28 protein-coding genes and 1 pseudogene are annotated in these 23,310 nt (G+C 70.7%); 15 read left to right on the top strand and 14 right to left on the bottom strand.

Translation table 11 applies throughout. From position 1 onward, the window contains the following. Positions 1-303 precede the first annotated feature (303 nt). The 3 genes from ACFPFQ_RS01020 (at position 304) to ACFPFQ_RS01010 (ending at position 2,874) form a co-directional block, all read left to right on the top strand. Positions 304-597, top strand: a complete 294-nt coding sequence (locus tag ACFPFQ_RS01020; RefSeq protein ID WP_379613713.1) for a hypothetical protein — start codon at positions 304-306, stop codon at positions 595-597. After that, a complete protein-coding gene (locus ACFPFQ_RS01015; protein WP_379613711.1) occupies positions 594-2,003 on the top strand; it encodes a relaxase/mobilization nuclease domain-containing protein in 1,410 nt (469 codons plus the stop codon). The genes ACFPFQ_RS01020 and ACFPFQ_RS01015 overlap by 4 nt, the downstream gene beginning before the upstream one ends. 199 nt (positions 2,004-2,202) lie before the next feature. After that, the gene (locus ACFPFQ_RS01010; protein WP_379613709.1) at positions 2,203-2,874 is read left to right on the top strand and encodes a uracil-DNA glycosylase; all 672 of its coding nucleotides are present in this window, start codon (positions 2,203-2,205) and stop codon (positions 2,872-2,874) included. Here ACFPFQ_RS01010 and ACFPFQ_RS01005 read toward each other — a convergent pair. Beyond that, positions 2,778-3,800 carry a LysR family transcriptional regulator gene (locus ACFPFQ_RS01005; RefSeq protein ID WP_379613707.1) on the bottom strand — a complete coding sequence of 341 codons (1,023 nt, stop codon included), beginning with the start codon at positions 3,798-3,800 and terminating at the stop codon, positions 2,778-2,780. The genes ACFPFQ_RS01010 and ACFPFQ_RS01005 overlap by 97 nt on opposite strands. On the opposite strand from ACFPFQ_RS01005, the gene ACFPFQ_RS01000 reads away from it, so the two are divergent. Next, positions 3,771-4,457: a hypothetical protein gene (locus ACFPFQ_RS01000; protein ID WP_379613705.1), complete on the top strand. Its 687-nt coding sequence runs from the start codon at positions 3,771-3,773 to the stop codon at positions 4,455-4,457. The two genes, ACFPFQ_RS01005 and ACFPFQ_RS01000, sit on opposite strands and share 30 nt — an antisense overlap. Positions 4,458-4,680: 223 nt before the next feature. On the opposite strand, the gene ACFPFQ_RS00995 is transcribed toward ACFPFQ_RS01000, so the two are convergent. The 5 genes from ACFPFQ_RS00995 to ACFPFQ_RS00975 form a co-directional block, all read right to left on the bottom strand. Next, entirely contained in the window at positions 4,681-7,080 is a 2,400-nt protein-coding gene (locus tag ACFPFQ_RS00995) for a heavy metal translocating P-type ATPase (protein ID WP_379613703.1), read from the bottom strand. A gap of 56 nt (positions 7,081-7,136) precedes the next feature. Next, positions 7,137-7,415, bottom strand: a complete 279-nt coding sequence (locus ACFPFQ_RS00990; RefSeq protein WP_379613701.1) for an SHOCT domain-containing protein — start codon at positions 7,413-7,415, stop codon at positions 7,137-7,139. Positions 7,416-7,502: 87 nt separating this feature from the next. Then, the gene (locus ACFPFQ_RS00985) at positions 7,503-9,821 is read right to left on the bottom strand and encodes a heavy metal translocating P-type ATPase (protein WP_379613699.1); all 2,319 of its coding nucleotides are present in this window, start codon (positions 9,819-9,821) and stop codon (positions 7,503-7,505) included. After that, positions 9,818-10,039 (bottom strand): heavy-metal-associated domain-containing protein, encoded by a 222-nt coding sequence (locus ACFPFQ_RS00980; protein ID WP_379613697.1) that lies wholly within the window; start codon positions 10,037-10,039, stop codon positions 9,818-9,820. The genes ACFPFQ_RS00985 and ACFPFQ_RS00980 overlap by 4 nt, the downstream gene beginning before the upstream one ends. A 61-nt stretch (positions 10,040-10,100) precedes the next feature. Continuing rightward, complete coding sequence (locus tag ACFPFQ_RS00975) at positions 10,101-10,382, bottom strand: metal-sensitive transcriptional regulator (RefSeq protein WP_379613695.1); 282 nt, start codon at positions 10,380-10,382, stop codon at positions 10,101-10,103. Between the two features lie 96 nt (positions 10,383-10,478). Between ACFPFQ_RS00975 and ACFPFQ_RS00970 the strand changes: the two genes are divergently transcribed. The 7 genes from ACFPFQ_RS00970 to ACFPFQ_RS00940 all read left to right on the top strand — a co-directional run bounded on the left by ACFPFQ_RS00970 (position 10,479) and on the right by ACFPFQ_RS00940 (position 16,090). Beyond that, complete coding sequence (locus ACFPFQ_RS00970) at positions 10,479-10,919, top strand: DUF6153 family protein (RefSeq protein WP_379613693.1); 441 nt, start codon at positions 10,479-10,481, stop codon at positions 10,917-10,919. A gap of 59 nt (positions 10,920-10,978) precedes the next feature. After that, complete coding sequence (locus ACFPFQ_RS00965) at positions 10,979-11,602, top strand: DUF305 domain-containing protein (protein WP_379613691.1); 624 nt, start codon at positions 10,979-10,981, stop codon at positions 11,600-11,602. A 726-nt stretch (positions 11,603-12,328) separates the two neighbouring features. After that, positions 12,329-12,685, top strand: coding sequence for a hypothetical protein (locus tag ACFPFQ_RS00960; protein WP_379613689.1), 357 nt, complete (start codon positions 12,329-12,331; stop codon positions 12,683-12,685). A gap of 9 nt (positions 12,686-12,694) precedes the next feature. Then, the gene (locus ACFPFQ_RS00955; protein WP_379614305.1) at positions 12,695-13,918 is read left to right on the top strand and encodes a glycosyltransferase family 39 protein; all 1,224 of its coding nucleotides are present in this window, start codon (positions 12,695-12,697) and stop codon (positions 13,916-13,918) included. Between the two features lie 842 nt (positions 13,919-14,760). Next, the gene (locus ACFPFQ_RS00950; RefSeq protein ID WP_379613687.1) at positions 14,761-14,967 is read left to right on the top strand and encodes a hypothetical protein; all 207 of its coding nucleotides are present in this window, start codon (positions 14,761-14,763) and stop codon (positions 14,965-14,967) included. Positions 14,968-15,171: 204 nt separating this feature from the next. Then, positions 15,172-15,822 (top strand): phosphatase PAP2 family protein, encoded by a 651-nt coding sequence (locus ACFPFQ_RS00945; protein WP_379613685.1) that lies wholly within the window; start codon positions 15,172-15,174, stop codon positions 15,820-15,822. A gap of 7 nt (positions 15,823-15,829) precedes the next feature. Beyond that, the gene (locus ACFPFQ_RS00940; RefSeq protein WP_379613683.1) at positions 15,830-16,090 is read left to right on the top strand and encodes a phosphatase PAP2 family protein; all 261 of its coding nucleotides are present in this window, start codon (positions 15,830-15,832) and stop codon (positions 16,088-16,090) included. A gap of 222 nt (positions 16,091-16,312) precedes the next feature. Here ACFPFQ_RS00940 and ACFPFQ_RS00935 read toward each other — a convergent pair whose 3' ends face one another. The 3 genes from ACFPFQ_RS00935 to ACFPFQ_RS00925 form a co-directional block, all read right to left on the bottom strand. Next, on the bottom strand, positions 16,313-16,714 hold the full coding sequence (locus ACFPFQ_RS00935; protein ID WP_379613681.1) for a carboxymuconolactone decarboxylase family protein: 402 nt from the start codon (positions 16,712-16,714) through the stop codon (positions 16,313-16,315). Between the two features lie 131 nt (positions 16,715-16,845). After that, a complete protein-coding gene (gene trxA / locus ACFPFQ_RS00930) occupies positions 16,846-17,211 on the bottom strand; it encodes a thioredoxin (RefSeq protein WP_296374825.1) in 366 nt (121 codons plus the stop codon). A gap of 82 nt (positions 17,212-17,293) precedes the next feature. Continuing rightward, positions 17,294-17,893, bottom strand: a complete 600-nt coding sequence (locus ACFPFQ_RS00925; RefSeq protein ID WP_379613679.1) for a class I SAM-dependent methyltransferase — start codon at positions 17,891-17,893, stop codon at positions 17,294-17,296. A gap of 240 nt (positions 17,894-18,133) precedes the next feature. On the opposite strand from ACFPFQ_RS00925, the gene ACFPFQ_RS00920 reads away from it, so the two are divergent. From ACFPFQ_RS00920 to ACFPFQ_RS00910, 3 genes are all read left to right on the top strand, one after another. Then, positions 18,134-18,781, top strand: coding sequence for a peroxiredoxin (locus tag ACFPFQ_RS00920; RefSeq protein ID WP_379613677.1), 648 nt, complete (start codon positions 18,134-18,136; stop codon positions 18,779-18,781). 67 nt (positions 18,782-18,848) lie between these two features. After that, a complete protein-coding gene (locus tag ACFPFQ_RS00915) occupies positions 18,849-19,640 on the top strand; it encodes a nucleoside phosphorylase (protein ID WP_379613675.1) in 792 nt (263 codons plus the stop codon). Between the two features lie 51 nt (positions 19,641-19,691). After that, positions 19,692-19,895, top strand: coding sequence for a hypothetical protein (locus ACFPFQ_RS00910; protein ID WP_379614350.1), 204 nt, complete (start codon positions 19,692-19,694; stop codon positions 19,893-19,895). On the opposite strand, the gene ACFPFQ_RS00905 is transcribed toward ACFPFQ_RS00910, so the two are convergent. Both ACFPFQ_RS00905 and ACFPFQ_RS00900 read right to left on the bottom strand, forming a co-directional pair. Continuing rightward, on the bottom strand, positions 19,892-20,086 hold the full coding sequence (locus tag ACFPFQ_RS00905; RefSeq protein ID WP_379614349.1) for a hypothetical protein: 195 nt from the start codon (positions 20,084-20,086) through the stop codon (positions 19,892-19,894). The genes ACFPFQ_RS00910 and ACFPFQ_RS00905 overlap by 4 nt on opposite strands. Before the next feature lie 338 nt (positions 20,087-20,424). Next, positions 20,425-20,643, bottom strand: a pseudogene (locus tag ACFPFQ_RS00900) (acyl-CoA dehydrogenase family protein); the annotation flags it as partial. Positions 20,644-20,943: 300 nt separating this feature from the next. Between ACFPFQ_RS00900 and ACFPFQ_RS00895 the strand changes: the two are divergent. Next, positions 20,944-21,471, top strand: coding sequence for a hypothetical protein (locus ACFPFQ_RS00895; protein ID WP_379613673.1), 528 nt, complete (start codon positions 20,944-20,946; stop codon positions 21,469-21,471). Between the two features lie 564 nt (positions 21,472-22,035). Here ACFPFQ_RS00895 and ACFPFQ_RS00890 read toward each other — a convergent pair. The 3 genes from ACFPFQ_RS00890 to ACFPFQ_RS00880 form a co-directional block, all read right to left on the bottom strand. Beyond that, entirely contained in the window at positions 22,036-22,188 is a 153-nt protein-coding gene (locus tag ACFPFQ_RS00890) for a hypothetical protein (RefSeq protein ID WP_379613671.1), read from the bottom strand. A gap of 427 nt (positions 22,189-22,615) precedes the next feature. Next, entirely contained in the window at positions 22,616-23,254 is a 639-nt protein-coding gene (locus ACFPFQ_RS00885) for a class I SAM-dependent methyltransferase (RefSeq protein WP_379613670.1), read from the bottom strand. Continuing rightward, the coding region (locus ACFPFQ_RS00880; RefSeq protein WP_379614303.1) for a multicopper oxidase domain-containing protein at positions 23,251-23,310 on the bottom strand (60 nt) is incomplete at its 5' end. The genes ACFPFQ_RS00885 and ACFPFQ_RS00880, both read right to left, overlap by 4 nt.

Raw genomic sequence — 23,310 nt, 5'->3', positions numbered from 1 at the left:
AGCTTGCCAGTCAGCGGTCACGGTATGCCCCGGCGGAGCAAGATATGTGCGACGCATGCGACTTCGTCGCCGCTGGGCGTCGGTCCCGCTGAGATCGGCTCGGGGCGAGCCGGTCAACGCCGCTCCGGGCCACTGCGGGGAACGGTCGACCACGCCGCCGGACACGTGTCCGTGGACGGTGGGGCGATGGTGTCGGACAGCGCAGGCGAGCGGGCCGCTCGTGTTCCGGCGGGCGGTGGTGGCCGTGGGCTCCGGCGCCGTCCACATGCCGAGGGCCCGCGGACGCACCAGATCGTGGTCCGGTTGTCTGCCGCCGAGTTCGCCGCCATCCGCGTCGTCACCGATCGCGCGGGCGTGGTGCCGGGGGCGTGGCTGGGCGAGCTGGGGGTGCGGGTCGCCGGCGGGACCGCGGACCCGATCCCACCCCGCTGGCTCGATCTGGTCGAGGACCTGGTCCGGTGCCGCCAGGACATCGCTCAGGTGGTCCGATTGCTCAGCGCGACCGGTGGGGATGACGCGGTGAGGGCTAGACGGATTCTGGCGCGGGTCGACGGGATCACCGATGCCGCCGCCGCTGCGGCCCGCTCGGCCCGATGATCACGAAGGTGACGCACGGCTGGCGTCCCGGCGGGCTGGTCGCCTATCTGATGGGCCCCGGTACCGTGGAGGAGCACGTGCGGCCTCGGGTGATCGCGAGCTGGGACGGCCTCGACGAGGGCTGGCAGCCCGACACCGGACCGGGTGGGGCACTCGACTTCCAGCTGGGCCGGCTGATCGGTGCTCTGCAGGTACCGGCGACCCGGGCCGGGTTGCCGGTGAGCGGGCAGGCGCCGCCGGGGCGTGGCTACGTGTGGCACTGCTCCGCCCGGTTGAGTGCCACAGACCGGACGTTGTCCGATGAGGAGTGGGCCGGGGTGGCCCGACGGCTGCTCGATGGAGCCGGCATCGCCACGACCGAAGACCTCGGCGGCCCGCGCTGGATCGCCGTCCGGCACGCCGATGACCACATCCACGTCGCGGCGGTGCTCGTTCGGGAGGACACCGGCCGCCGGTTCTGGCCGCACCACGACTACCGCGGACTGCGTTGCACGGCCCGGGAGCTGGAATCCGAGCTGGGGCTCACCCCGACCGCACTGGCTGATCGGACGGCGGCGCGCCGCCCGCAGCGTGCGGAGCTGGAGCTCGCGGCCCGGCAGGGAGTCGAGCCTGCGCGGACCGAGTTGGCCCGGGTGGTCCGCGAGGCCGCCGTTGCCGCGACTGACCCGGGCGGCTTCGTCGACCTGTTGCGGGGGAGGGGTTACCTGGTCGAGCTGCGCCGACTGCCGTCGGGCGACCCGATTGGATACAAGATCGCTCGCAGGGCTACGACGCCGATCTGGTTCGGCGGCGGCAAGCTGGCCCCGGACCTGTCGATGCCGAAGCTGATCACTCGCTGGGGCCAGCGTGGGGACGCAACTGAACGGCTTGACGCCGGGGTGCTGGCCGAGACGCGGCAGACCCTGGAACGGGCAGAGCGCATCCTGCGCGGGGCTCGGCAGGGAATCGCTGCAGAGAATCCCGACGGCATCGCGCACGCGGTCGGCGACGTCGTTGCTGCATTGGGCGCGAGGTACGGAGGAGCGCTCGGTGAGGCTGCCTCCTGCTACGACGGAGCGGCTCGCGCCCCGTACGAACCCGTTCCGGATGTCGGGTCGGTCGGCTCGGAGCTCCGGACGCTGGCCGGGTACCTGCTACGCCCTCGACGACGGCACCGCGACGACCTGGATGCCCTGTCCACTGTGGCCCTGCTCGTAGCCCTGGCCGCGCTCGTCCAGCAGATTGCCCAGTGGCGGGCCGAGCAGGGCAAGCGACATCAGGCGACGGCAGCACGGGACGCCCAGCGACTGATCCGCTGCACAGCTGAAGAACGTCGGCCTCGACGAGGACCGCCGCGACCCCGTTACGCCCGGGAGGTCGCGGTCGACCACTCCCGCAGGGAGAACGCGGTAGCCGCCATCACGTAACGGACCGGAGGTCGTAGCGCCGTGACCGGGGCGGCTATGCGCCGCTGCGATGTCATCCCCTACGTCATCACCGCCCCGCTGTGCGCGGCCAGCACGAACACCTTGTTCGCCATGACCGCGTGATGGCCGCTCGCCGCGTCCGGCCGATCAGCCGGGCGGCTCCGTTGCCGCTTGAACTACGGCGACGATGATGGGCCTGGTGGAGACGCTCGGAACCGGCCCGTTGCCGGACGCGCTCGCCCGGGTTCGTCGTGAGATCGTCGGCTGTCACCGGTGCCCGCGCCTGGTGTCCTGGCGTGAGGAGACGGCCGACCCGGACGGTTGGGGTGCGCCGGTCCCCGGGTTCGGTGATCCGGCGGCCTGGATCTTCCTGCTCGGTCTGGCGACAGCCGCCGGTGGTGGGGACCGGGTGGGCCGGGCGTTCACCGGCAACCGCTCGGCGAGCTTCCTCGTCGCGGCTCTGCACCGGGCCGGGCTGGCCAACCAGGCCACGTCCGAGCACGTCGACGACGGGTTGGTCCTGCAGCGGGCGTGGATGGCGTCGGCCGTGCGGTGCCCGCCACCGGGCAACCGCCCCACCGCGGCCGAGCGGTCGGCGTGTGCCGGCCATCTGGAGGCGGAGTGGGCCGCGCTGCCCGGGCTGCGGGTCGTCGTCGCGTTGGGTGGGCTGGCGTGGGGTGCCGCGCTGCGCTGTGCGGGAGTCCGTCCGTTGCCGGCGTTCGCCCACGGGCGGGAGCTGCCGTTGCCGACCGGGACGGTCCTGCTCGGCTGCTATCACCCGAGCCCGCAGAACACGAACACCGGGGTGGTGACCGGGTCCATGCTCGACGCGGTGCTGCTGCGGGCCCGGACGCTGGCCGGCATGGAGTAGCCGCGGTCAGGGTCGGGTACGGCCGCCGCGCGCGATGCCCAGCAGCAGCCGCGCGGGGCCGGCGGGTGGGGGACTTCGGGCCAGATGCCGCGCAGTTCCCGGCGCAGGTCGAGGTGGCCGCTGATCCGCACCCGGACCAGCCGTCCGGTGCGGATGTCGTCCTGCACCGCGATACCGGAGAGCACCGCCGGGCCGGCGCCGGCGAGGACCGCATTGCGGATGGGTGTGGTGGCCGAGAGCTCGAGCGCGGGTGCCGGCCGCGGCACGTCGGGTACGGCCGCGGTGAGGGCCCGGTCCAGGACGATGCGCGTACCGGAGGCGGGCTCGCGCGCGACGAGCGTGACGGCGGCCAGTTCGGCGGGGTCCACGCCGCGTCGCCGGGCCCAGCGGTGCCCCGGCGCGACCACGAGCACCAGCTGGTCGGTGGCGACGGTGACCGCATCGAGGCCGGGGGGCAGGTCCGGTCCCTCGACGAAGCCGAGGCCCGCGGCGCCGGAGAGGACGAGTGCCGCGACCTCGGTGCTGTTGCGGACCACCAGGTTGACTCCCGTGGCGGGACCGACCTCGGTGCGCAGCGTGGCCAGCCACCCGGGGAGCAGGTACTCGGCCACGGTGTAGCTGGCGGCCACGTCCAGGTGCCCGTCGCGGGCGCCGCGCAGGGCGGTGATGGCCGCGTCGAGCTCGTCGGCCGCGGCGAGGACGCGGCCGGCCCAGTCGGCGAGCAGCGCGCCGGCGCCGGTGAGGGTGCTGCCGTGGGTGTCGCGCTGCAGCACCCGGGTGCCGACGAGCTTCTCGATCGTCCGTACCCGTGACGAGACGGCCTGCTGGGTGAGCCCGAGCTCGCGGCCCGCCGCGCCGAGACTCCCGGTGCGGGCGACGGTGAGCAGCAGCTCCTGGTGATCCCGTTCCTGATGTTCACCCGCCACGAGCCGGAGCCGGACTCGACGTTCGGCGGCTGGCTGATGCCGGTCGTGCCACCGATGGTGTCGGCCGCGACCGGGGCGCTGCTGGTGCCCTATGCCGCCGAGGGTCAGGCCCGGCTGGCGCTGCTGCTGGCCTGCTACGCGATGTTCGGGCTGAGCCTGATCGCCTCGATGATCGTGACCACGCTGATCTGGTACCGCCTGACGATGCACAAGCTCGGCCCGGCCGCCACGGTGCCGACGCTGTGGATCGTGCTGGGCTGGCTCGGTCAGTCGATCACGGCGGTCAACCTGCTGGGTGGGGTCGCGCACCTGGCGCTGCCCGCGCCGTACTCGACGGCGTTCGTGGCGTTCGGGCTGGTGTACGGGGTGCCGGTGTTCGGTTTCGCCCTGCTGTGGGCGGGGCTGGCGGCTGCGGTGACGATCCGCACCGCCCGGGAGCGCCTGCCGTTCTCGCTGACGTGGTGGTCGTTCACGTTCCCGGTGGGCACGGTCGTCACCGGTACGAGCGCCCTGGCCCTGCACACCGGCTCGGACGTGGTCGCCTGGATGGCGGTCGCGTTCTACGTCGGGCTGGTCGGTGCCTGGGCGACGGTGGCGGTGCGCACCGCCCGGGGCAGCGCCCGCGGACACCTGTTCCGGCCCCCGGCCCCCGCCTGAGGCGGCTCTGTTCGGGCTGACCCGGCTCCTGGGTCGGGCCGAACGGCGTTCCGGGTGTCGGCGGGTATCGGATCGGCGCTGGTCCGGGCCTGCCGAAACCGAGCCGGGTATCTCGTTCGATGCCCTCGATCTGGCGTCCAGCCGCTCGATGCCCCGCACGCCGTACGACCACGCTGTCTGGCAGGGCCCAGCCTGACGGCAGCTCATTGTGTCCTGCGCAGAATCACCCGGGCGGCCCGCCGACACTCGCAGAACGCTCGGTGTGAGCGGCAAAATCGGCTCTTGGAGAATGGTCGGAGTGGGGTTGCGGTAGGCGTAGCCGTTTGAGCATCAATGCGTTGACGGCGACGAGGAGGCTCGACCCTGACATCGACAGCGCGGCGATCTCGGGACGGAGCACCAGGCCGAAGGCGGGTTCGAAGACGCCGGCGGCGATGGGCAGGGCGATCGCGTTGTAGCCGACGGCCCAGGCGAGGTTCTGGTGCATCTTGCGCAGGGTGCCGCGGCCGATCTGCAGGGCGGTGGCCACATCGAGGGGGTCGGAGCGCATGAGGACGACGTCGGCGGTCTCGATGGCGACGTCGGTGCCGGCGCCGATGGCGATGCCGAGGTCGGCCTGGGCGAGCGCGGGGGCGTCGTTGACGCCGTCGCCGACCATGGCGACGCGCCGACCGTCGTTTTGCAGTTCGGCGATCCGGGAGGCCTTGTCCCCGGGCAGGACGTCGGCGATGACGGTGTCGATGCCGAGCTGGCCGGCGATGCGGTCGGCGGTGGCCTGGTTGTCGCCGGTGAGCATGACGACGTCGACGCCCAGGGCGTGCAGCGCGTCGACGGCGGCGGCTGCGGACTCCCGTGGTGCGTCGGCCAGCGCCAGCAGGCCGGTCGCGGCGCCGTCGATGGCGACCAGCACAGTCGTGCGGCCGCTCGCGGCGAGCTCGTCACGGGCGTCGGTGAGGTCCCCGAGCGCGATGCCTTCGCGTTCGAGCAGCCGGCGGCTGCCTACCGCCACCCGGTGCCCGTCGACGGTGGCGATCGCGCCGTGACCAGGAACGTTCTCGAACCCGATGGCGCTGCGACGGGGGACCGACTGCGCGTCGGCGTGGGCGACGACGGCACGGGCGAGGGGATGCTCGGACTCCCGCTCCACGGCGGCCGCGAGAGCGAGGAGCTCCGACTCGGCTATGTGCGGGCTGATGACGTCGGTGACCTCGGGCTCGCCCCTGGTCAGGGTGCCGGTCTTGTCCATCACCACGGTCTGGATCCGTGCCGAGGACTCGAGGGCGGTGGCGTTCTTGAACAGCACGCCTCGCTTCGCGCCCAGCCCGGTGCCGACCATGATCGCCGTCGGGGTGGCGAGGCCGAGGGCGTCGGGGCAGGTCACGACGACGACGGTGATCGCGAACAACAGGGCCATGGTCAGCGGCTTGTCGGAGAACAGCGCCCAGGCCGCGAAGGTGGCCGCTCCGCCGAGCAGTGCCACGAGCACCAGCCAGAAGGCGGCGCGGTCGGCGAGCCGCTGTCCGGGGGCCCGGGAGTTCTGGGCCTGCTGCACGAGGGAGACGATCTGGGCGAGCGCGCTGTCCGCGCCGACCTTGGTGGCCCGGACCCGCAGGGTGCCGTCGGTGTTGATGGTGGCGCCGACAACGGCGCTGCCGGCCGTCTTGCGCACGGGCATGCTCTCCCCGGTGACCATCGACTCGTCGACGTCGCTGTCGCCCTCCTCGACCGTTCCGTCCACGGGGATCTTCGCGCCCGGCCGTACCAAAAGCAGGTCGCCCGCGACCACCTCGGAGGTGGGGACCTCCACCCCGAGGCCGTCGCGGAGCACCACCGCGTGGGGTGGCGCGAGGTCGAGCAGAGCCCGGACGGCGTCGTTCGCACCGCCGCGGGCGCGCATCTCGAACCAGTGCCCGAGCAGCACGAACGCGGTCAGCACCGTCGCGGCTTCGTAGAAGACCTCACCGCCGCCGGTGAGGGTGACCACGAGGGAGTAGCCCCAGCCGGCGCCGACCGCGACGGCCACCAGCACCATCATGTCCAGGGTCCGGGCTTTCAGTGCCCGGACCGCGCCGTCGAAGAAGATCCAGGCGGAGTAGAAGACCACCGGAAGGCTCAGGACCAGCGAGAACACGTCGTCGCGCAGTCCGAAGGGGGCGGGGACGCCGAAGCCGATCACCTCGCGGCCGATCGGCGACCACAGCAGGACCGGGATCGACAGCAGCGCCGCGACGAGGAACCGGTTGCGCATGTCGGCGACCATCGTGGCCATCGACATCTCACCGTGCCCGATTTCGCCGTGCCCGCCGTGGCCTGTCATCTCGTGCGGTGACATCTCGGCGACCGGCGGGTGGGCGGCGTGCGGCTCGACCTGGGGATCGCAGATGTGTCGTGGCACCGACTGGCCGGAGCAGTGGTAGCCGCAGTCCCGGATCCAGCCGGTGAGGTCGGCGATCGAGGTGGCGTCGGGGTCGTAGGTGATCGTCGCGGTCTGGGCGACGGGGTTGGCGGAGACGGTCCGCACGCCGGGGCGTCGCCCGAGCACGGCCTCGACGGTCGCCTTCTCCGAGGCCCACTGGACGCCCCACACCGTGATGACCGCGGTCTCGTCCGTGCTCGTGTTCATGCGACATCGTCCCGTCGGTCGTCATGGAAGGGGGGAAGGTGAGGTGCCGTCCGCGACTACTGCGCGGCCGGCGAGCGGGGCGCCTGGTGCAGGACGTCGAGCCGGATGCGGTATTCGTGCTCGTCGATCTCCCCGCGCGCGAATCGTTCGGCGAGCAGCTGCTGCGGCGTGGGCGATGGCACGTGGGTCTGAGCAGGGCCCTGCCGGCGAGCGGTGTAGCGCACCAGCGCGATCACCCCGAAGATCACCACACCCCAGAAGAGCACCATGCCGACGGTCATGAGCACATAACCCCAGCCGTCGACGCCGTTCCCGTTGCCGTACCAGAACATCATTGCGGTCTCCTCATGTGGACGTGCGCGAGCTGGTCTGCCGGGATCTGCCCGGCACGGCCCACGGTCGTCGGGCGTTGCGCGTGCCCGCTAGTGCCGTCCTGCCCTCGTGTCCCGGTCGACAAGACCCTGGAATCGACGGAGGCGGAGGCTGTTGCCGACGACGAACACGGAGCTGAGCGCCATGGCGGCGCCGGCGAACATCGGGTTGAGCAGGCCGGCGGCGGCCAGCGGCAGTGCGGCGATGTTGTAGCCGAACGCCCAGAACAGGTTCACCTTGATCGTCGAGAGCGTGCTGCGGGAGAGCCGGATCGCGTCCGCGGCGGCGCGTAGGTCTCCGCGCACGAGGGTGATGTCACCGGCCTCGATGGCGACGTCGGTGCCGGTGCCCATGGCGAGGCCGAGGTCGGCCTGGGCCAGCGCGGCGGCGTCGTTGACGCCGTCCCCGACCATGGCCACGACCCTGCCTTCGGCCTGCAGGCGCTTGACGACGTCGACCTTGTCCGCGGGCAGCACGTCGGTGATGACGGCGTCGGGTCCGCTGTCGATGCCGACCTGAGCCGCGGCCGCGGCTGCTGCGCCGGCGTTGTCACCGGTGAGCAGGATCGGGGTGAGGCCCAGGGCGCGGAGCCTCGTGATGGCCTGTGCGGAGGTGGGCTTGACGGTGTCGGCGACGACGAGCACGCCACGGGCGATGCCGTCGACCGCGACTGCGACCGCGGTCCGGCCGAGCTGTTCGGCTGTGGCCATCGCCTCGGCCAGCGCCGGGGTGAGCGGTTGGCTCCACTGCTCCAGCAGTGCGGCCCGTCCGACGAGGACCGCGTGCCCGTCCACGACGCCCTGCACGCCGAGACCCTCGAGGTTGGTGAAGTCGGAGACGGCCGGCAGGTCGCCAGTCCGTTCACGGGCGGCGCGGGCGATCGCGGCGGCAATGGGGTGCTCGGAGGCGTCCTCCAGAGCCCCGGCCAGTCTCAGGAGCTCGTCGGTGTCGGTGGCGGTGTCGGTGTGGAGGTCGACCAGGGACATGCGACCGGTGGTGATCGTGCCGGTCTTGTCCAGGACGACGGTGTCGACGCGGCGGGTGGACTCCAGGACCTCCGGGCCCTTGATCAGGATGCCGAGCTGGGCACCCCGTCCGGTGCCGACGAGCAGGGCGGTCGGTGTCGCGAGCCCGAGCGCGCAGGGGCAGGCGATGATCAGCACGGCGACGGCGGCGGTGAACGCCACCGCTGCGCCCGCGCCCGTGATCAGCCAGAACGCCAATGTGGCGGCGGCGAGGACGAGGACGATCGGGACGAAGATCCCGGAGACCCGGTCGGCGAGGCGTTGGACCTGGGCCTTGCCGGTCTGGGCTTCCTCGACCAGGCGCGCCATCTGGGCGAGCTGGGTGTCGGCGCCGACCCTCGTGGCGGCCACGACCAGGCGACCGCCCGCGTTCACGGTGGCGCCGACGACGGCGTCACCCGGGCGGACCTCGACCGGGACGGACTCGCCGGTGAGCATCGATGCGTCGACGGCGGAGCTGCCCTCCTCGACGGTGCCGTCCGTGGCGATCTTCTCGCCGGGTCGGACGACGAACCGGTCGCCCACCACTAGACGGTCAACGGGGATACGCGTCTCCACCGCTGCGCCGTCGGTACCCGGTCGCAGCACGGCGACGTCCTTCACCCCGAGCTGAAGCAGCGCGCGCAATGCGGCGCCGGCCTGTCGCTTGGAGCGGGCCTCGAAATAGCGCCCCGCCAGGATGAACGTGGTGACCCCGGTGGCGACTTCGAGGTAGATGTTGGCGGTGCCATCGGAGCGCGCGACGGTGAGCTCGAAGGGATGGGTCATGCCGGGCATGCCCGCGCTGCCGAACAGCAGTGCGAAGAGCGACCACCCGAACGCGGCGAGGGTGCCCATCGAGATGAGGGTGTCCATCGTCGCGGCACCGTGGCGGAGATTGGCCCATGCGGCGCGGTGGAACGGCCAGGCCCCCCACACCACCACGGGCCCGGCCAGCGCGAGGGAGATCCACTGCCAGTAGGTGAATTGCCACGCCGGCACCATCGCCAAGACGATGACCGGCACCGACAGCAGTGCACTGGTGATCAGTCTCTGTCGCAGGGCGGCGCTCGGATCGTCTGGTTCCTCGTCCGCGACGGCGGGTGCACGGAGTGCTGCCGGGGCCGAGGGCAGCGTCGCCCGGTATCCGGCGGCCTCGACCCGGGCGATGAGCACCGCCGGGTCGATTCCGGCCGTGGCGCTGACACGGGCCTTCTCGGTGGCGTAGTTGACCGTGGCGGTGACGCCGTCGAGCCTGTTGAGCGTGCGTTCGATCCGGTTGGCGCACGAGGCGCAGGTCATACCCTCGATCGACAGTTCGATGTCGGTGGACAGGACCGGGGGCGCGGGGGTCGTGGCGCTCATGCGATGGACTCCTCGGGAACCAGTCGGTAGCCGGCCTCCCGGACGGCGGCCTCGACCGCGGACCGGTCGAGCGGCGCGGCACTGATGACGGTGACTGCGCCGGTGGGCAGGTCGATCGTGACGGCGGTGACCCCGTCGAGTTCGCTGATCTCCTCGGTGACCGAGTCGACGCAGTGCGCGCAGGTCATCCCACTGACGGTGTAGGTGTGCTCGCTCATCGCGTACCTCCTTCGAACGACGGCGCGGTGTGCCGCCGGTGGTGTTGGTGCCGGCCGGGATTCAGGAACGGACCAGACGAGCGATCGCGGCGCTGGCCTCGGCGACCTTCTGCTCGGCGACCTCGCCACCCTCTGCGGCGGCCGCCGTGACGCAGTGGGCGAGGTGCTCGTCGAGCAGGCCCAGCGCCACGGCCTGCAGCGCCTTGGTGGCGGCGGAGACCTGGGTGATTACATCGATGCAGTACGTGTCGTCCTCGACCATCTTCGCGATCCCGCGGATCTGTCCCTCGATGCGTCGCAGCCGCTTGAGGTAGGCGTCCTTCCCGGGTGTGTAGCCGTTCATTGTTTCCTCCCGCAAACGAAATTACCCCTAGGGGGTATGGGTATGCAAGCGGCCCGCGGCGGCGGGGCATACCCCCCAGTGGTTATGGTGGCGGTCATGGGACGGGCTGGCTCGTGGCGTTGGGAGCGCGTGCTCGTCGTGCTCGCGCTCCTCCTCGGGGTCGTCGCGATGCATTCGCTGGCGATGCCGATGGCCGACGAACACGCCATGCCGATGGCCTCCGCGGCCATGACGCAGGATCTCCACGGCCACGTCATGGCCGGCCCCGTGGCGCCGGTCGATGCGGTATCGGCGGGGATGCCGGACGCGATGCACCCGGGGCCAGCGCAGTCGCCGGACGCCCACACGATGATGCATCTGTGCCTGGCCGTCCTCGGGGCCCTGCTCCTGCTCACCGTCTGGGTCATGACCTTCGTGATCCGGACCCGTTCCGTCGCCGACGCCGTTCCGATCCGTGTGCGGATCGCGGCCCTGTGGCCGCGTCCACCGCCCCCCACGTCGGTCCGGCTCGCACAACTCTGCGTGCTGCGGACCTGATCGGTCGGCGCGTCTCCGCCGACCGATCACTTCCGCACGTTCTCAGAGGAGCACCACCGATGAACCGCACGACCGCTTCAGGCATGCTCGCCGCCGTGCTCGCCGCCACCGTTCTGGCCGGCTGCGGCACCCCCGCCCCGGCATCGACCGCTCAGGGCTCCGCTTCTTCGGCGCAGGCCTCGCCCCAGGCCACCGCCCACAACGACGCCGACGTGGCGTTCGTGCAGGGAATGATTCCGCACCATGCCCAGGCCGTGGACATGACACGGCTCGTCGCCGGGCACACGTCGAACCAGAAGATTGTCGACCTGGCCGCGCAGATCGCCCAGGCGCAGGGCCCGGAGATCACCCAGATGCAGGGATTCCTGCAGAGCTGGGCAATCCCGGCCGCACCGACGGCGACCTCCGGTGGCATGGCCGGGATGTCGGGCATGGGGACCGGCACCGCGATGCCCGGGATGATGTCGGACCAGCAGATGCAGCAGCTCAATGCCGCGAACGGCACCGGGTTCGACCGGATGTTCCTGCAGATGATGACCGAGCACCACACCGGCGCCATCACGATGGCCCAGTCCGAGCTCCGTGACGGCGAGAGCGCCGACGCCAAGGCGCTCGCCCAGAAGATCATCGATGCGCAGCAGGCGGAGATCACCACGATGAAGCAACTGCTGGCCGGTAGCTGAACATGCAGCGAGAGAGGTGGGCTGGGCGACCGTGCCGGGACCACCTCTCTCGCCCTCCGGGTTCTCAGCGGGCCTTCAGCGGACGGCGCCTAACGTCCCGGCGCATGCCCACGGAACCGATCGCGCAGCCGGCGACAAGCCGCGCCATCGTTTCCGTTCCTGCCGGAATCTGTTCCGTCCATCGGCGTGTCCCCGGTGCAACGATGTGGGCGTTGGCGCTGGTCATCGGGCTCTTGGTGACGCTGGTTGGGCTCTGTTGCTGCGCTGGTGACCCGTCCCCGGTCTCATCGCTCCGGCACGGCGAGGCGTTGTCCACGTCGCTTCCATCGTTCGCGCCGTCTGTCGATGCCGCGAGCGTCACGCACCCGTCGCCGCAGACCGCCGACGTCGCCGGCCATGAGGCTGACGACTGTGGGCCCACCCTCGCTACCGCGGCGACAGTGCCTGACGCAGGGTCCGTGCCGAGCCCGGCCGCGGCCGACTCCGCACTTCAGAACCGACGGACGGCGGCGTTCGGACCTGGCGTCGCGGTGTCTGTGACGACTGCCGCCGCAGCTCGTCGATCGTCCGAGTTCCACCTGCTCTGCGTGATGCGCACGTAGGTCGTGTGCCGACTGGTGTCCGGCCGGATCCACCGGCTCGACCCGGCCATGCCCTCAGCACACGCGATCCCGCGAATGTCCGATGCGGACCGCGTACTCACACGCCTCGTAGCAGGAGATCTCGATGTCAGACACGGCCGAACCCGCAACCGACGTCATGGAGCTGGTGCCGCCGGAGCCTTCTCCGGAGCCGACCCGGCCGTTGCGCAGTGATGTGCTGGGCCGCTGGGCGCTCGTCGTCGCCGCCGTCGTCACGGCCCTCTCCGTGGTGCGGGCCCTGCTCCCAATGCCCTGGCTCGGAGACATCTGGCGCCCCGCCGACACCGCCACGATCGCCCACAACTTCTACGTCGGCGGGATGGACCTCCTCCTCCCACAGATCAACTGGGGCGGGGCGGGTCCCGGCTACGTCGACGCCGAGCTGCAACTCCTGCCGTGGATCTCCGCGGCGCTCTACCACGTCGTCGGCGAGCACGCCTGAGTCGGACGCCTGGTCTCCCTGGCGGTCACGCTCGGCGGCGCGGCGGTGTTCTGGTCGCTCGGCAAGCGGCTGGTGCCCGCCCGCACGGCTCGCTGGGCGCTCATCGCCTACCTGGTCTCGCCCGTGGTGATGACATACGGCAACGCGTTCATGCCCGACGTCACGGTGCTGCTGTTCTACCTGCTCACGCTGCTGTTCTTCCAGCGGTGGCTGGCCCAGGACCGGCTGGTCTGGCTCGTCTCCGCCGCAGCGGCGGCGTCCGTGGCGGCGTTGGCCAAGCCCACGTCGCTGCACGTCTTTCTGATCATGCTGCTCTGGCTGCTGATCTCCGCTCGCGATCGGTTGCGCAGGCCGTCGCTCTACGTGGGCGGGGCGGCGGCGCTCATTGCTCCCGCCGCGTGGCTCTGGTACTCCCACGACCTGTATCTGCAGTACGGCAACACGTTCGGTGTGATCTCCGGTGGCGACAGCAAGTTCGGCACACTCGCGATCTGTACGTCGTCGCTGTTCTGGACCGGCAACGCCACCATCGAGGGCACGCTGATCTACGGCATCGTCGGTGTCCCGATCGCGCTGCTGGGCGCCTGGATGGCCTGGAAGGCGCGCGGCCCGGTCCTGCTGGCCGCAGCGTTCCCAGCTCTGTTCGTCTTCTACTTCGCGGTTGGTCGCTACAGCTCCGAGCTGGGCCCGCAGTACCACATCTTCTCGCTGCCCTTCGCCGCATTGCTGATCGGCATCGGCATCGATGGCGCAGCGAAATGGCTACGCCGGCGCCTCGCGCCGCGTGCACTGCGAGAGGTGCTGGCCGTCATGACCGTCGTCCTGCTCGGCGCCCAGAGCCTGATGATCTTTTCGGCGTCGTTCCGCGATACCAGCGGTGTCTACGGAGCCTGTGGAGCCCAGCTCGACCAGGTGTCGCAGCCCGGTGACCTCGTCGTGATCGGCACCACGAGTCTCGCTATCGATCGCGGGACACCGAACAACTACCAGGAGCCGACGATCTTCTATCTGGCTGACCGGAAGGGCTGGAGCCTTCCGGCCGACAGGTACAGCTCGGCCCTTCTTCGGGAGCACGTGGCACAAGGCGCGAAGTACTTCGTCAACTACGACCCGTCACTCGTCCCCGCAGGCAGTGAGATCGCCGGGTGGCTGGCCGCCGACACCATACAGGTCCGATCGGCTGCTGCGGACGGGTGCGACATCTGGATGCTCCGACCCGCGGGGCCGGCATGACGCGTCGCCGGGTCGATCCCGGCGGATCCTCCATCTTCGCAGCCACACGTGTGCTGGTCGCCGACGTGGAGCAGCCTGCACCGGACCTGTCGGAGCTGGGGCAGCGGTACGGCCACGCCTGGGTGGTGATCCGCCGGACGGAGCGCCCGCGTTCGCTCGTCGAGGTGGACCTCGGCCCCGACGGTGGCGCCTCCCGCGAGCACTTTGCGGCCACATTCGAGACCATCCGCACCGCCGACGACAGGATCGGCGGCATCCCGGCCGTCGACGTGGACCAGCTGCCCAGCCTGTCGGTGGTCATCCCCACCGTGGCCGAACGGCTCGACGAGCTGGCCGTCTGCCTCGCCTCGATCGACCGGTCCGACGTTCCACGCGTCGAGGTGCTGGTCGTGGACAACCGGCGCACCGTGCCGACGGTCGACCTGCTGCCCGGACTGGTGGGGCGTTTCCGGGGGCCCGGATGGTGTGTGAGCGCTTCGCGGCCGCCGGGGAGGTGGTGGTGTTCACCGACGACGACGCCCAGGTCGACCCGGTGTGGCTGCGCGCGATCGCGACCCGGTTCGCGCTGCACCCCGAGGAGTCGGCCGTCACGGGGCTGGTGCTGCCGTCGGAACTGGAGACGCCGGCGCAGCTGTGGTTCGAGCGCTACTACGGCGGGTTCGCCGCGGAGCGTGCGTTCGAGCCGCTGAGCTACGGCTTGACCCGTCCGGACGCGTCTGCGTGGGGGCGCGGGACGGTCGTCGGCCGGGATGACGCCGGGAACGAGGTTCGCCGGTTCGCCCTCTACGGCGCCGGGGCCTGCGGCGCCGGCTGCAACATGGCGTTCCGTCCCGTCCACCGTCGTGCGGCTGCGCGGCATCCGGCCCGGGGCCGACGACGACGTCCGCCCGGACCGGGACGAGGTCTCCGACGGGGGTACCGAGTCGGAGCGCGGCTTTCCCTCCGAGCTCGCCCGCGACGAGCTCGCCGGGTTGATCCGCGGCCCGCTGCTGTACGGGCGCAGCCGCTGGGCTACTCGCAGATTGACCCGTGTCGCGCGGGTTCAGTGATAGGCCGCCCGTCAGCAGGGTCGGCGCTCCGCCAGGGCTCGGTGATGGCAGTTCGGCTTCGCTGCCGCCCACGGTCCGTTCTGACCTTGTTGGCCGGGTGTTCTTGCTGATGCTTTGCCACGGACACCCGGTCTGTTCACCCGCCCGCACCTACCGTCGATGGTCGGACCACGTCGATACGACCCCGAAATGAGATCCGCACGAATGCCGCTCGATTCCGCCTGGTTCCTCGCCGTCAACCACTGGGCGCGCGCCACCCCCGCGTTGCACGGGGTGTCGAGCATCTACGCGCTGTGGCTCGGGCCAGTGCTGATTGCGCTGCTCCTCGTGGTCGGCTGGCTGCGGGCCCGTGCCCGGCCCGACGCCACCGGTCAGGTGGCCGTCGTGGTTCTCACCGGGGTGGCCGCCGTCGTGGCGGTGTTGGTCAACCAGAACGTGGTCTCGACCGTGATCGGGCGGGCCCGGCCGTGCGCCGCGATGCCGGACGTACAGGTGCTGTTGTCGTGCAGTGCGGACTACTCGATGCCCAGCGACCACGCCGTCATCGCCGGTGCGCTCGTCGTGGGACTGTGGATCCGGCAGCGCCGGCTGGGTGTGGTGGCTGCGGTGCTCGCATTGCTGCTGGCGTTCTCGCGGGTCTATGTCGGTGTGCACTATCCGAGTGATGTGGCGGTGGGCCTGCTGTTCGGGGCGGCTGTGGCCGCGTCGGTGGTGCTCGGACTGCGCGGCCCGGCGACCGCCTTGGCCGGCCGGCTGCTCGACACGTCGTTGCGACCGCTGATCCGTTCCGGGCGCGAGGTCGGCAGCGGCCAGGCGCTTCCGGGTTCAGCTTCCCGTCCGGCACGCCGCCGGTAGCGCTGCGGTGTTCGGTGCGGTGGTCGTGATCGTGCTGGCCGGGCTGTCGACCGCACAGCGCGCACTCAGGACGTCGATCGTGGGACTGGTCGTGCTGTTCGTTGCGGGAGTGGCGGCCTCGCGGGTGCTGCTGGGCGTCCACTACCCGAGCGACGTCACCGGTGGGGTGTTGCTCGGCGTCGCCTCGCTGGTGGCGGCGCGTCCTGTGTTGCCTCGCAACGCCTCCGGAATCACGACTCGGGCCGGAGCGCCGCCACCGTCAGCATGACCAGGTCCGGTTGGGGCCGCTCAGCATCCGGTGGCCGGCCCGTCCCGGTGCAGCGTCTCTTGGTGATCCGCGGTCGTGTCGGGGAGCCTCGTCCACTCGCGACGAGTCGGGTGGGCGTCGTTGGCGACATCGAGATCGTGGAGCAGATGATCCAGCCGGGTGTCAACGACGGGGCCGGTCCGTGCGGCCGTGGTCTTCGCGTCTGGTGCGACGTCGCGTGGTTCAGGCATCGGCGGGAGATGGTGCGTCGTGGTCGGTGCAGGTCGTGGTCCGGTGCGGGGGTGCCGCGTCCGCGAACTCGTGGAATGCGGTGTATGCGCGGGGCCCGTACACGGTGGCGGGGCCGCCGTTCATCAGGATGGCGACGCCGATCGCCTCGGCCACCTCGTCAGTGGTCGCGCCGCTGCGCGCGGCGCCGTCGGCGTGGGCGGCGATGCAGCCGTCGCATTCCCTGGTCACGGCGATCGCGAGTGCGATGAGTTCCTTGGTGCTCGAGCTCAACGCGCCCGGTCCGAGCACGGCGCCGTGCAGTTGTGCGTAGGCCTTGTAGGTGTCGGGTATCGCCCGACGCAGCTCGCGCCCGAGCGTGCGCGCTTCCCGTTGCAGTGCGGCAGCGTCTCCCATGTCGACCTCCAGTGGTGTGGTGTGCTCCGGTCGGAGCGTCCGCGGCCGCCAGCATTCCGGGCGCAGGCGACCGTGGCATGAGGCTTTCTCCCCGGTGGGACCCGTCCGTCCGGCCCGGTGGAGCGGGTCGGTCAGTTCTCGGGCTGTTCGGCGAGCGTGCGCCGGACGTCGTTCATGTCGACGCCCCGGATCTGCTCGATGAGCTGTTCCAGAGCCGGCTCGGGCAGCGCGCCGGGCTGGGCGTACAGCACGACCCCGTCGCGGATGGCCATCAGCGTCGGGATCGAGGAGATGCCGAACGTCCGGGCGAGCTCGGTCTGGGCTTCCGTGTCGACCTTGCCGAACACGACATCGTCGTGCTTGGCGGCTGCCTTCTCGAAGACCGGGCCGAACATGCGGCACGGGCCGCACCACGATGCCCAGAAGTCGAGGAGCACGATCCCGCCGTCCCCGACGGTGTCGTTGAAGTTCTCGGTGGTCAGTTCGATCGTCGCCATGGTTGCACCTCTCCTGTTCAGATACCCCCTACGGTATATCGAACGCCCATCCTGTCCGTGCTGTTCCCGTCCGGTGACATGGTCAGCCGGCGGGGCGGATCGCCCGGACGACGGTGTCGACGGCGAACCGCTCGGCGCCGTCGACCTGGACGGGACGCCGGTACTGTTCGGCGCGTTGTACGTCGAGCCCGGTCAGCGCCGCGCAGACCTCGTCGACGGTGTGCAGGACGGCTGGGTCCTGCGGGCCGCCCACTCCGTCGCGGAGGTTGGCGCGGTCGTGGCCGACGAGCAGCAGGGTTCCTCCCGGCGCCAGGGCGGCAGCGGCCGTGGCGAGTACCGGTGAGAGGACGGCGTGGGGGAGTTGCAGGTAGGCCAGGACGACGAGGTCGAACGATCCGTCGGGCTGGTAGTCGGTGACGTCGGCGACGATCCACTCGACCGTGACCGTGTGTTCCTGGGCGAGTCGTCGGCCCTTGTCGATGCCGACCGGGGAGTAGTCGACGGCGGTGACCGTCCATCCCTGGGTCGCCATCCAGACCGCGTTGCGGCCCTCGCCGGCACCGAGGTCGAGGGCGCGGCCGGGCTGGAGCCGACCGACCTCGTCGGCCAGTAGCCGGTTGGGTTCGACGGACCAGGCGAAGTCGCGGCCTGCGTACCGCTGGTCCCAGTCGCTCGCGGTCATCGGAGTCCACCGTGCCTTCTCGTCGGACCTGTGCCCGGAAGGATCGGGCGTTCGGTCGGCTACACGCCCACTCTCCCGCGGACCTGTCCGCGAAACGGCTCCCGATGTCGATCGGGGCCGGACGGCCCCAGCAGAGGGGTCCTTCGGCGCGCCGGAACCGATACCCCCGGGGGTTGTGTGGGACGGGCATCGCGGCCGGCCCCGATGTCTCCGACGAACGACCGAGAGGATCCGATCCTGATGAGCCTGCACCTGGGCGACACCGCCCCCGACTTCACCGCCGACTCCACCCGCGGCCCGATCCGCTTCCATGAGTGGCTCGGTGACTCGTGGGGAATGCTGTTCTCCCACCCGGCCGATTTCACGCCGGTCTGCACCACCGAACTGGGCACCGTCGCCCGCCTCGGCCCGGCGTTCAGGGCTCGCGGGGTCAAGGTCATCGGCCTGTCGGTCGACTCGGTCGAGTCGCACCTGCGCTGGGAGGGCGACGTCGGCGAGACCCAGGGCACCCCGGTCGACTTCCCGATGATCGCCGACGTCGACCGGACGGTGTCGGGGCTCTACGACATGATCCACCCGGGCGCGAGCGCGACGTCCACGGTGCGCACGGTGTTCGTCATCGGCCCGGACAAGACGGTCCGGCTCATGCTGACCTACCCGATGTCGACCGGCCGCAACTTCGCCGAGATCCTGCGCGCCATCGACAGCCTCCAGCTGACGGAGGCCTACCCGGTCGCGACGCCGGCGGACTGGCAGCTAGGTGAGGATGTGATCATCGGGCTGGGCGTCGACGACGAGCGAGCCGCACAGCTGTTCCCCCACCGTCGCGTGGTGAAGCCTTACCTGCGCATGACCGGCAGCCCTGACCGCACTCCGGCATCTCTCTGATCCCGTGCCGCGTCGGGTCCGGCTACGGGAGCCGGACAGCCGGGGTGCCTCGTGTTGAGATGCGGGGGTGCCCCCCGATGACGTTCTGCCGCTGATGGTTCCGAAGGACTACGAGGCCGAGCGGGTGTTCCGGCCGGCGAACCTGCTGCGGGAGGCTCGTCGGCAGCGGGGGCTGCCGGATGTCGCGGTGCCGGAGGTGTGCCTGCTGGATCCGGACGGCGACATCGTGCGTCACCTGGCCGCCACCGGGCGGGGCACCCGGCATCCGGGGTGGGCCTGCTACCACACGGAGATGTGGACGATTGGGCTTGACGGGATCGACGTCGGGGTGGTGGGGAAGGCGGTCGGAGCGCCGTTCGCGGTGCTGGTGGCCGAGCAGCTCGCCGAGTCCGGGTGCGGGCTGCTGGTGAGCGTGACCTCGGCGGGGCAGATCTCACCGGTCGGCGCGACACCGTGCTTCGTGCTGATCGACCGGGCGTTGCGGGACGAGGGGACGAGCGTCCACTACCGGCCACCGTCACGGTGGAGCCGCTTGGACGAGAAGACCCTCGGCCTCCTCGGGGGCGCGTTCGACCAGCTCCCGGAGCCGGTGGTCACCGGTGCGTCGTGGACGACGGATGCGCCCTACCGGGAGACCGCGGGCGCGATCGCCGCCGCGGCGGCCGCAGGTGTCGTCTGCGTGGAGATGGAGGCGGCGGCGTTGTACGCCTACGCGGCCGCGTCCGGCGCGCAGGTGGTGTGCCTGGCGCACATCACCAACACCATGGCCACCGACGGCGACGACTTCGAGAAGGGCGCCGACAACGGCGTGCACGACGAGCTTGCCGTCGCACGCGCCGTTGCCGTCGCCCTGGTGTGATCGCCCTCAGGCGCAGGGGAACCACTGTGCCGCCGCGTCGGCCTTGGACCGGTGCGCGACGAAACGACGTTCGACCTCGGCGATGACGTCGGCCAGTGGGAACAGCTCGCGGGTGACGAGCCAGTAGAGACGCCGTCGGCGGTGATGGTGATCTCCGGGATCAGGGACTCGACGGTGAGCTCCAGACCGGTACCGGAGACGCCGCGGTGCGCGAGCGCGCGGATGACCTGGTCGTCGCGGGCGATGCCGAGCTAGTCGAGGAACGCCGTGAACGGTTCCAGCTCGGAGAACCGTTCCGGTTCCAGTGCCGCGGGCAACCGGACCCGGAACCCCTCGGCCGGGGCCGCGCGGATCCCGGCCGCCGCACGCTCCCACGACCGGGCCCCTCCGCAGACGCGCATCGCGGCGTCGCTAGTGGCGAAGTTGACCCCGAGGATGTAGGGCATCGGCGTTGCCGTGCAGGCCCATGCCCTTCCTGGGCCTGGTGACCTCGAGCCCGGGTGTCGGCGGGGACCGCGAAGGGGTCCACCCCGCCGTCGACGTCGGGTAAGCCCGTGGAGACGACGTAGACGTCGGCCTTTCCGACCGAGGTCACCCAGCTCTTGCGCGCCGTCAGTGCCACGGTGTCGCCGTTGCAGGTGGCCTTCGAGCCCGGGCGGGGCCCAGAAGTGCGAGCGCGAGCCGGCCTCGGAGGAGGCCATCGAGGCGAGCATTCTGCTGTTGGCGAGCTGGTGGAGCAGCTTGACAGCCCGGGGGGCGGTGCGACCGCCACCGGCATGACCGCGCTGAGGTGCATCAGGTAGATCATCTCCGTCGAGCCGCAGACCTCGGCCGGGCCTCCGACGGTGGCGACAAGCTCGTGCGGGCCACCGCCGAGCCCGTCGGCCTCGATGGGCACGGCCGGGGCGAGCAGACCGCTCTCACGCAGGGCTTGTACGGCCTCAGCTGGATACCGGCCCTCCGCGTCGACGTTGTGAGCGTGCTGGGCGGCGATCTCGCGCACGGGGGCTGGTGCGCGGTCACATCCACGATGTGACCCTCTCGACGGGGTTGAGTCCTGAAGAACGTGCGGAGAGAAGTGTTTAACCTTAATTTCTATATGGCTGCGGCATAGCAGACAATTGACCCTTAGTTATGTCTCGATCGGGCTGATGGGCCAGCGAGGCATGAACCGGGGGCGGACACTTACGGTTCGTGTACGAACCGCCGCACGGTACCCGCGCGAATGCTCTGCCTCCCTATCCTGACCGCACATGATGCTCGACCCACAGAGGGGCACGACGCGATGACCGACACCGTTCGCATGACCGAGCCGCGGGTCGCCGCGCCGGGTTCGTACCGGGTGATGACGCGGATGTTCACCGTCCTGCGCGTCTTCACCGGCCTGGTGTGGCTCACCAATGCCATCGCCAAGATCATCGACGTCGGCAACTACGATTTCGGTTTCATCTCCTTCAATCTCGTCACCCGCGGCGTGGCGCAGGCCATCGCCACCGATGCTTCGTCGAAGACGTACATCGCGCCGCTGGGGTGGGCCTACCAGAATCTGGTGCTGCCCAACTGGGGCTTCTTCGGTGTCTTCCTGACGATCGCCGAGCTCGCCATCGGCCTCGGGCTGATCTTCGGTGTGGCCACCCGGCTCGCGGCGGTCGGGGGCCTGCTGCTGCTCGCCCCGATCTGGCTGATGCTGCTGCACACCGGTGGGTACCTGTGGGAGTACCCGGCCGAGGACCTGTTCCCACTGGTGATGCTCGCGATTGTGCCGGCCGGACGGCATTGGGGATGCGACGCCACTCTGGCTCCGCGCTTCGGATACCGCTGGCTGTTCTGAGCACCGATCGGATGTTGATCTGATGTCCACCAGGACCCGGTTCGGAACGTCCACGGGACAACCGGCGCTGCTGTTGGCCACCACGCTGATGCAGCCCCGGTGGTGGTCGGCCGGACAGTGGAGACCGGCCGCTGCGGTCTCCGTGTTCGCCTTCCTGATCATCGGTCGAATCGGCGAGACGTTGCCGCCCGAGTCCGTGGGCGCGTCTACCCGGTGGAGTGGGGGAACTGGGCAACGCTCGTCGCGTCCGCGGTGATGATCGGGTTGATCGCCACCACCTTCGCCGTCACGGGCGGTCGTCGTGGCCTTGCCAGGCCGGTAGCGGGTCCGCAGGAACTGTTGCGGCGATCGTCATGGCCTGCCCGGTGTGCAGTCCGCTGGCCATTCCGCTCCTGGGTACCGGGCTCCTGGCGTTCCTCGTGCCCGACCGTGGATGGCTGGCCCTTGTCTCCGCCGTCCTGTTGGCGCTCACTCTGCTGCTGCGCCTGCGCGTGAGTACGACCTGCGCGTGAACCTCAGGGTAGGCGGGGGCGCGCAGTGATCCAGCTGAACAGCGGCAGCGTCTCAGCGGGTGCGGTGCATCTCGAAAGCGAGTGCGATGGTCTCGGTCGCCGGGTCCCGCGTGATGGCGCGCGCCAGGCCGTCGGGTGAGTAGCGGTCGGTGCGCAGCCCGGCGAAGCGCCGCGGGCCGCCCTCGGTGAACACTCCGATGACCACGGCCCGCCGGGGACCACTGCGGCGTCGAGGAGTTCGAGGTAGCGCCGTCGCTCGGCCGGCCCTGTGAGGAAATAGAACAGCCCACGATCGTGCCAGGCGGCGTAGCGGCGGCGGGGCATCCAACGAAGTAGGTCGTCGATCATCCAGTCGGCCCGTTCGGCGGCGGCCCGACCGTTCGCGAGTGTGGCTCGGACCCACGGCCGAGATGTCGAGTGCGGTCGGGTCGCCGGATCCCCGGCTCAATAGCGCGTCGATCAGGCAGGACGACCCCGTGCCGATGTCGATCACCGGCTTGCCTGGGCGCACGTCGAGGGCGTCGTGCATCTCCAGGGAGCGCCGCGGCTCGGGTTTCGAACCCGCTGATAGACGCGCTCCCGGTGGCGTGTCCGCTTTGCGCTGGACTGCGGCCCGATCATGAGGACCAGTGTCAGATAGGCCGGCGTCGCAGCGCGAGCCAGATGAACGACTGGTCGGCTCCCGACGGGGTGGTGTGGTGCTCGCGACGACGGGCCAGCTCCACCCACCGCGAGTTGCCGCCGAGGGCGTCGAGCAGCTCGTTGGGCGAGTAGCGGGCCGTGGGTAGTCCCGAGCAGGCTGTCGGCCCGTCCTCGGCGAAGGTGCCGATCACCGCGATGCCGTCGTCCTGCAGGGCGGAGTCGAGCAGCGCGAGATACCGGGCCTGCGCGTCGGGATCCCGGAGGAAGTGGAAGACGGCACGGTCGTGCCATAGGCCGAAGGTACGGCCGGGTCGCCAGGCGAGAAGGTCGGACACCACCCAGTGGACCCGCTCTGCAGCAGCTCCGAGTCGCTTCTGCGCGACCGCGAGCCCCTGTTCGGACACGTCCAGCGCCGTCACGTCGGTGTGGCCACGCGCCAGTACCGCGTCCACCAGCCGAGACGCGCCCGCACCGACGTCGACCAAGGATCGCTCCGGGCCGACATGCGCGGCGTCGAGCATGTCGAGTGACAGCGCGGGTGTCTCGGTGAACCAGCTGACTCCGCGTTCGCCGCGGTCGGCATACACGGTGTCCCAGTGCTCGGTGTTCCAGTGTTCGGTGTCGATCATGCGACCACCACGGTGGCCATCATCCCGGCGTCCTCGTGGTCGAGGATGTGGCAGTG

This window comes from Pseudonocardia sp. GCM10023141 (genome assembly GCF_042653605.1).
The sequence above is the reverse complement of the archived record's forward strand: the minus strand, read 5'-3'. Positions and strand labels throughout refer to the sequence as shown.

Bases quoted from the DNA above. Each gene is read 5' to 3' on its own strand.
- ACFPFQ_RS01015 (WP_379613711.1), top strand. From the start codon at position 594: ATGATCACGAAGGTGACGCACGGCTGGCGTCCCGGCGGGCTGGTCGCC.
- ACFPFQ_RS00995 (WP_379613703.1), bottom strand. From the start codon at position 7,080: ATGAACACGAGCACGGACGAGACCGCGGTCATCACGGTGTGGGGCGTC.
- ACFPFQ_RS00990 (WP_379613701.1), bottom strand. From the start codon at position 7,415: ATGATGTTCTGGTACGGCAACGGGAACGGCGTCGACGGCTGGGGTTAT.
- ACFPFQ_RS00985 (WP_379613699.1), bottom strand. From the start codon at position 9,821: ATGAGCGCCACGACCCCCGCGCCCCCGGTCCTGTCCACCGACATCGAA.
- ACFPFQ_RS00980 (WP_379613697.1), bottom strand. From the start codon at position 10,039: ATGAGCGAGCACACCTACACCGTCAGTGGGATGACCTGCGCGCACTGC.
- ACFPFQ_RS00975 (WP_379613695.1), bottom strand. From the start codon at position 10,382: ATGAACGGCTACACACCCGGGAAGGACGCCTACCTCAAGCGGCTGCGA.
- ACFPFQ_RS00970 (WP_379613693.1), top strand. From the start codon at position 10,479: ATGGGACGGGCTGGCTCGTGGCGTTGGGAGCGCGTGCTCGTCGTGCTC.
- ACFPFQ_RS00965 (WP_379613691.1), top strand. From the start codon at position 10,979: ATGAACCGCACGACCGCTTCAGGCATGCTCGCCGCCGTGCTCGCCGCC.
- ACFPFQ_RS00960 (WP_379613689.1), top strand. From the start codon at position 12,329: ATGTCAGACACGGCCGAACCCGCAACCGACGTCATGGAGCTGGTGCCG.
- ACFPFQ_RS00945 (WP_379613685.1), top strand. From the start codon at position 15,172: ATGCCGCTCGATTCCGCCTGGTTCCTCGCCGTCAACCACTGGGCGCGC.
- ACFPFQ_RS00935 (WP_379613681.1), bottom strand. From the start codon at position 16,714: ATGGGAGACGCTGCCGCACTGCAACGGGAAGCGCGCACGCTCGGGCGC.
- trxA (WP_296374825.1), bottom strand. From the start codon at position 17,211: ATGGCGACGATCGAACTGACCACCGAGAACTTCAACGACACCGTCGGG.
- ACFPFQ_RS00925 (WP_379613679.1), bottom strand. From the start codon at position 17,893: ATGACCGCGAGCGACTGGGACCAGCGGTACGCAGGCCGCGACTTCGCC.
- ACFPFQ_RS00920 (WP_379613677.1), top strand. From the start codon at position 18,134: ATGAGCCTGCACCTGGGCGACACCGCCCCCGACTTCACCGCCGACTCC.
- ACFPFQ_RS00905 (WP_379614349.1), bottom strand. From the start codon at position 20,086: ATGCCCTACATCCTCGGGGTCAACTTCGCCACTAGCGACGCCGCGATG.
- ACFPFQ_RS00895 (WP_379613673.1), top strand. From the start codon at position 20,944: ATGACCGAGCCGCGGGTCGCCGCGCCGGGTTCGTACCGGGTGATGACG.
- ACFPFQ_RS00885 (WP_379613670.1), bottom strand. From the start codon at position 23,254: ATGATCGACACCGAACACTGGAACACCGAGCACTGGGACACCGTGTAT.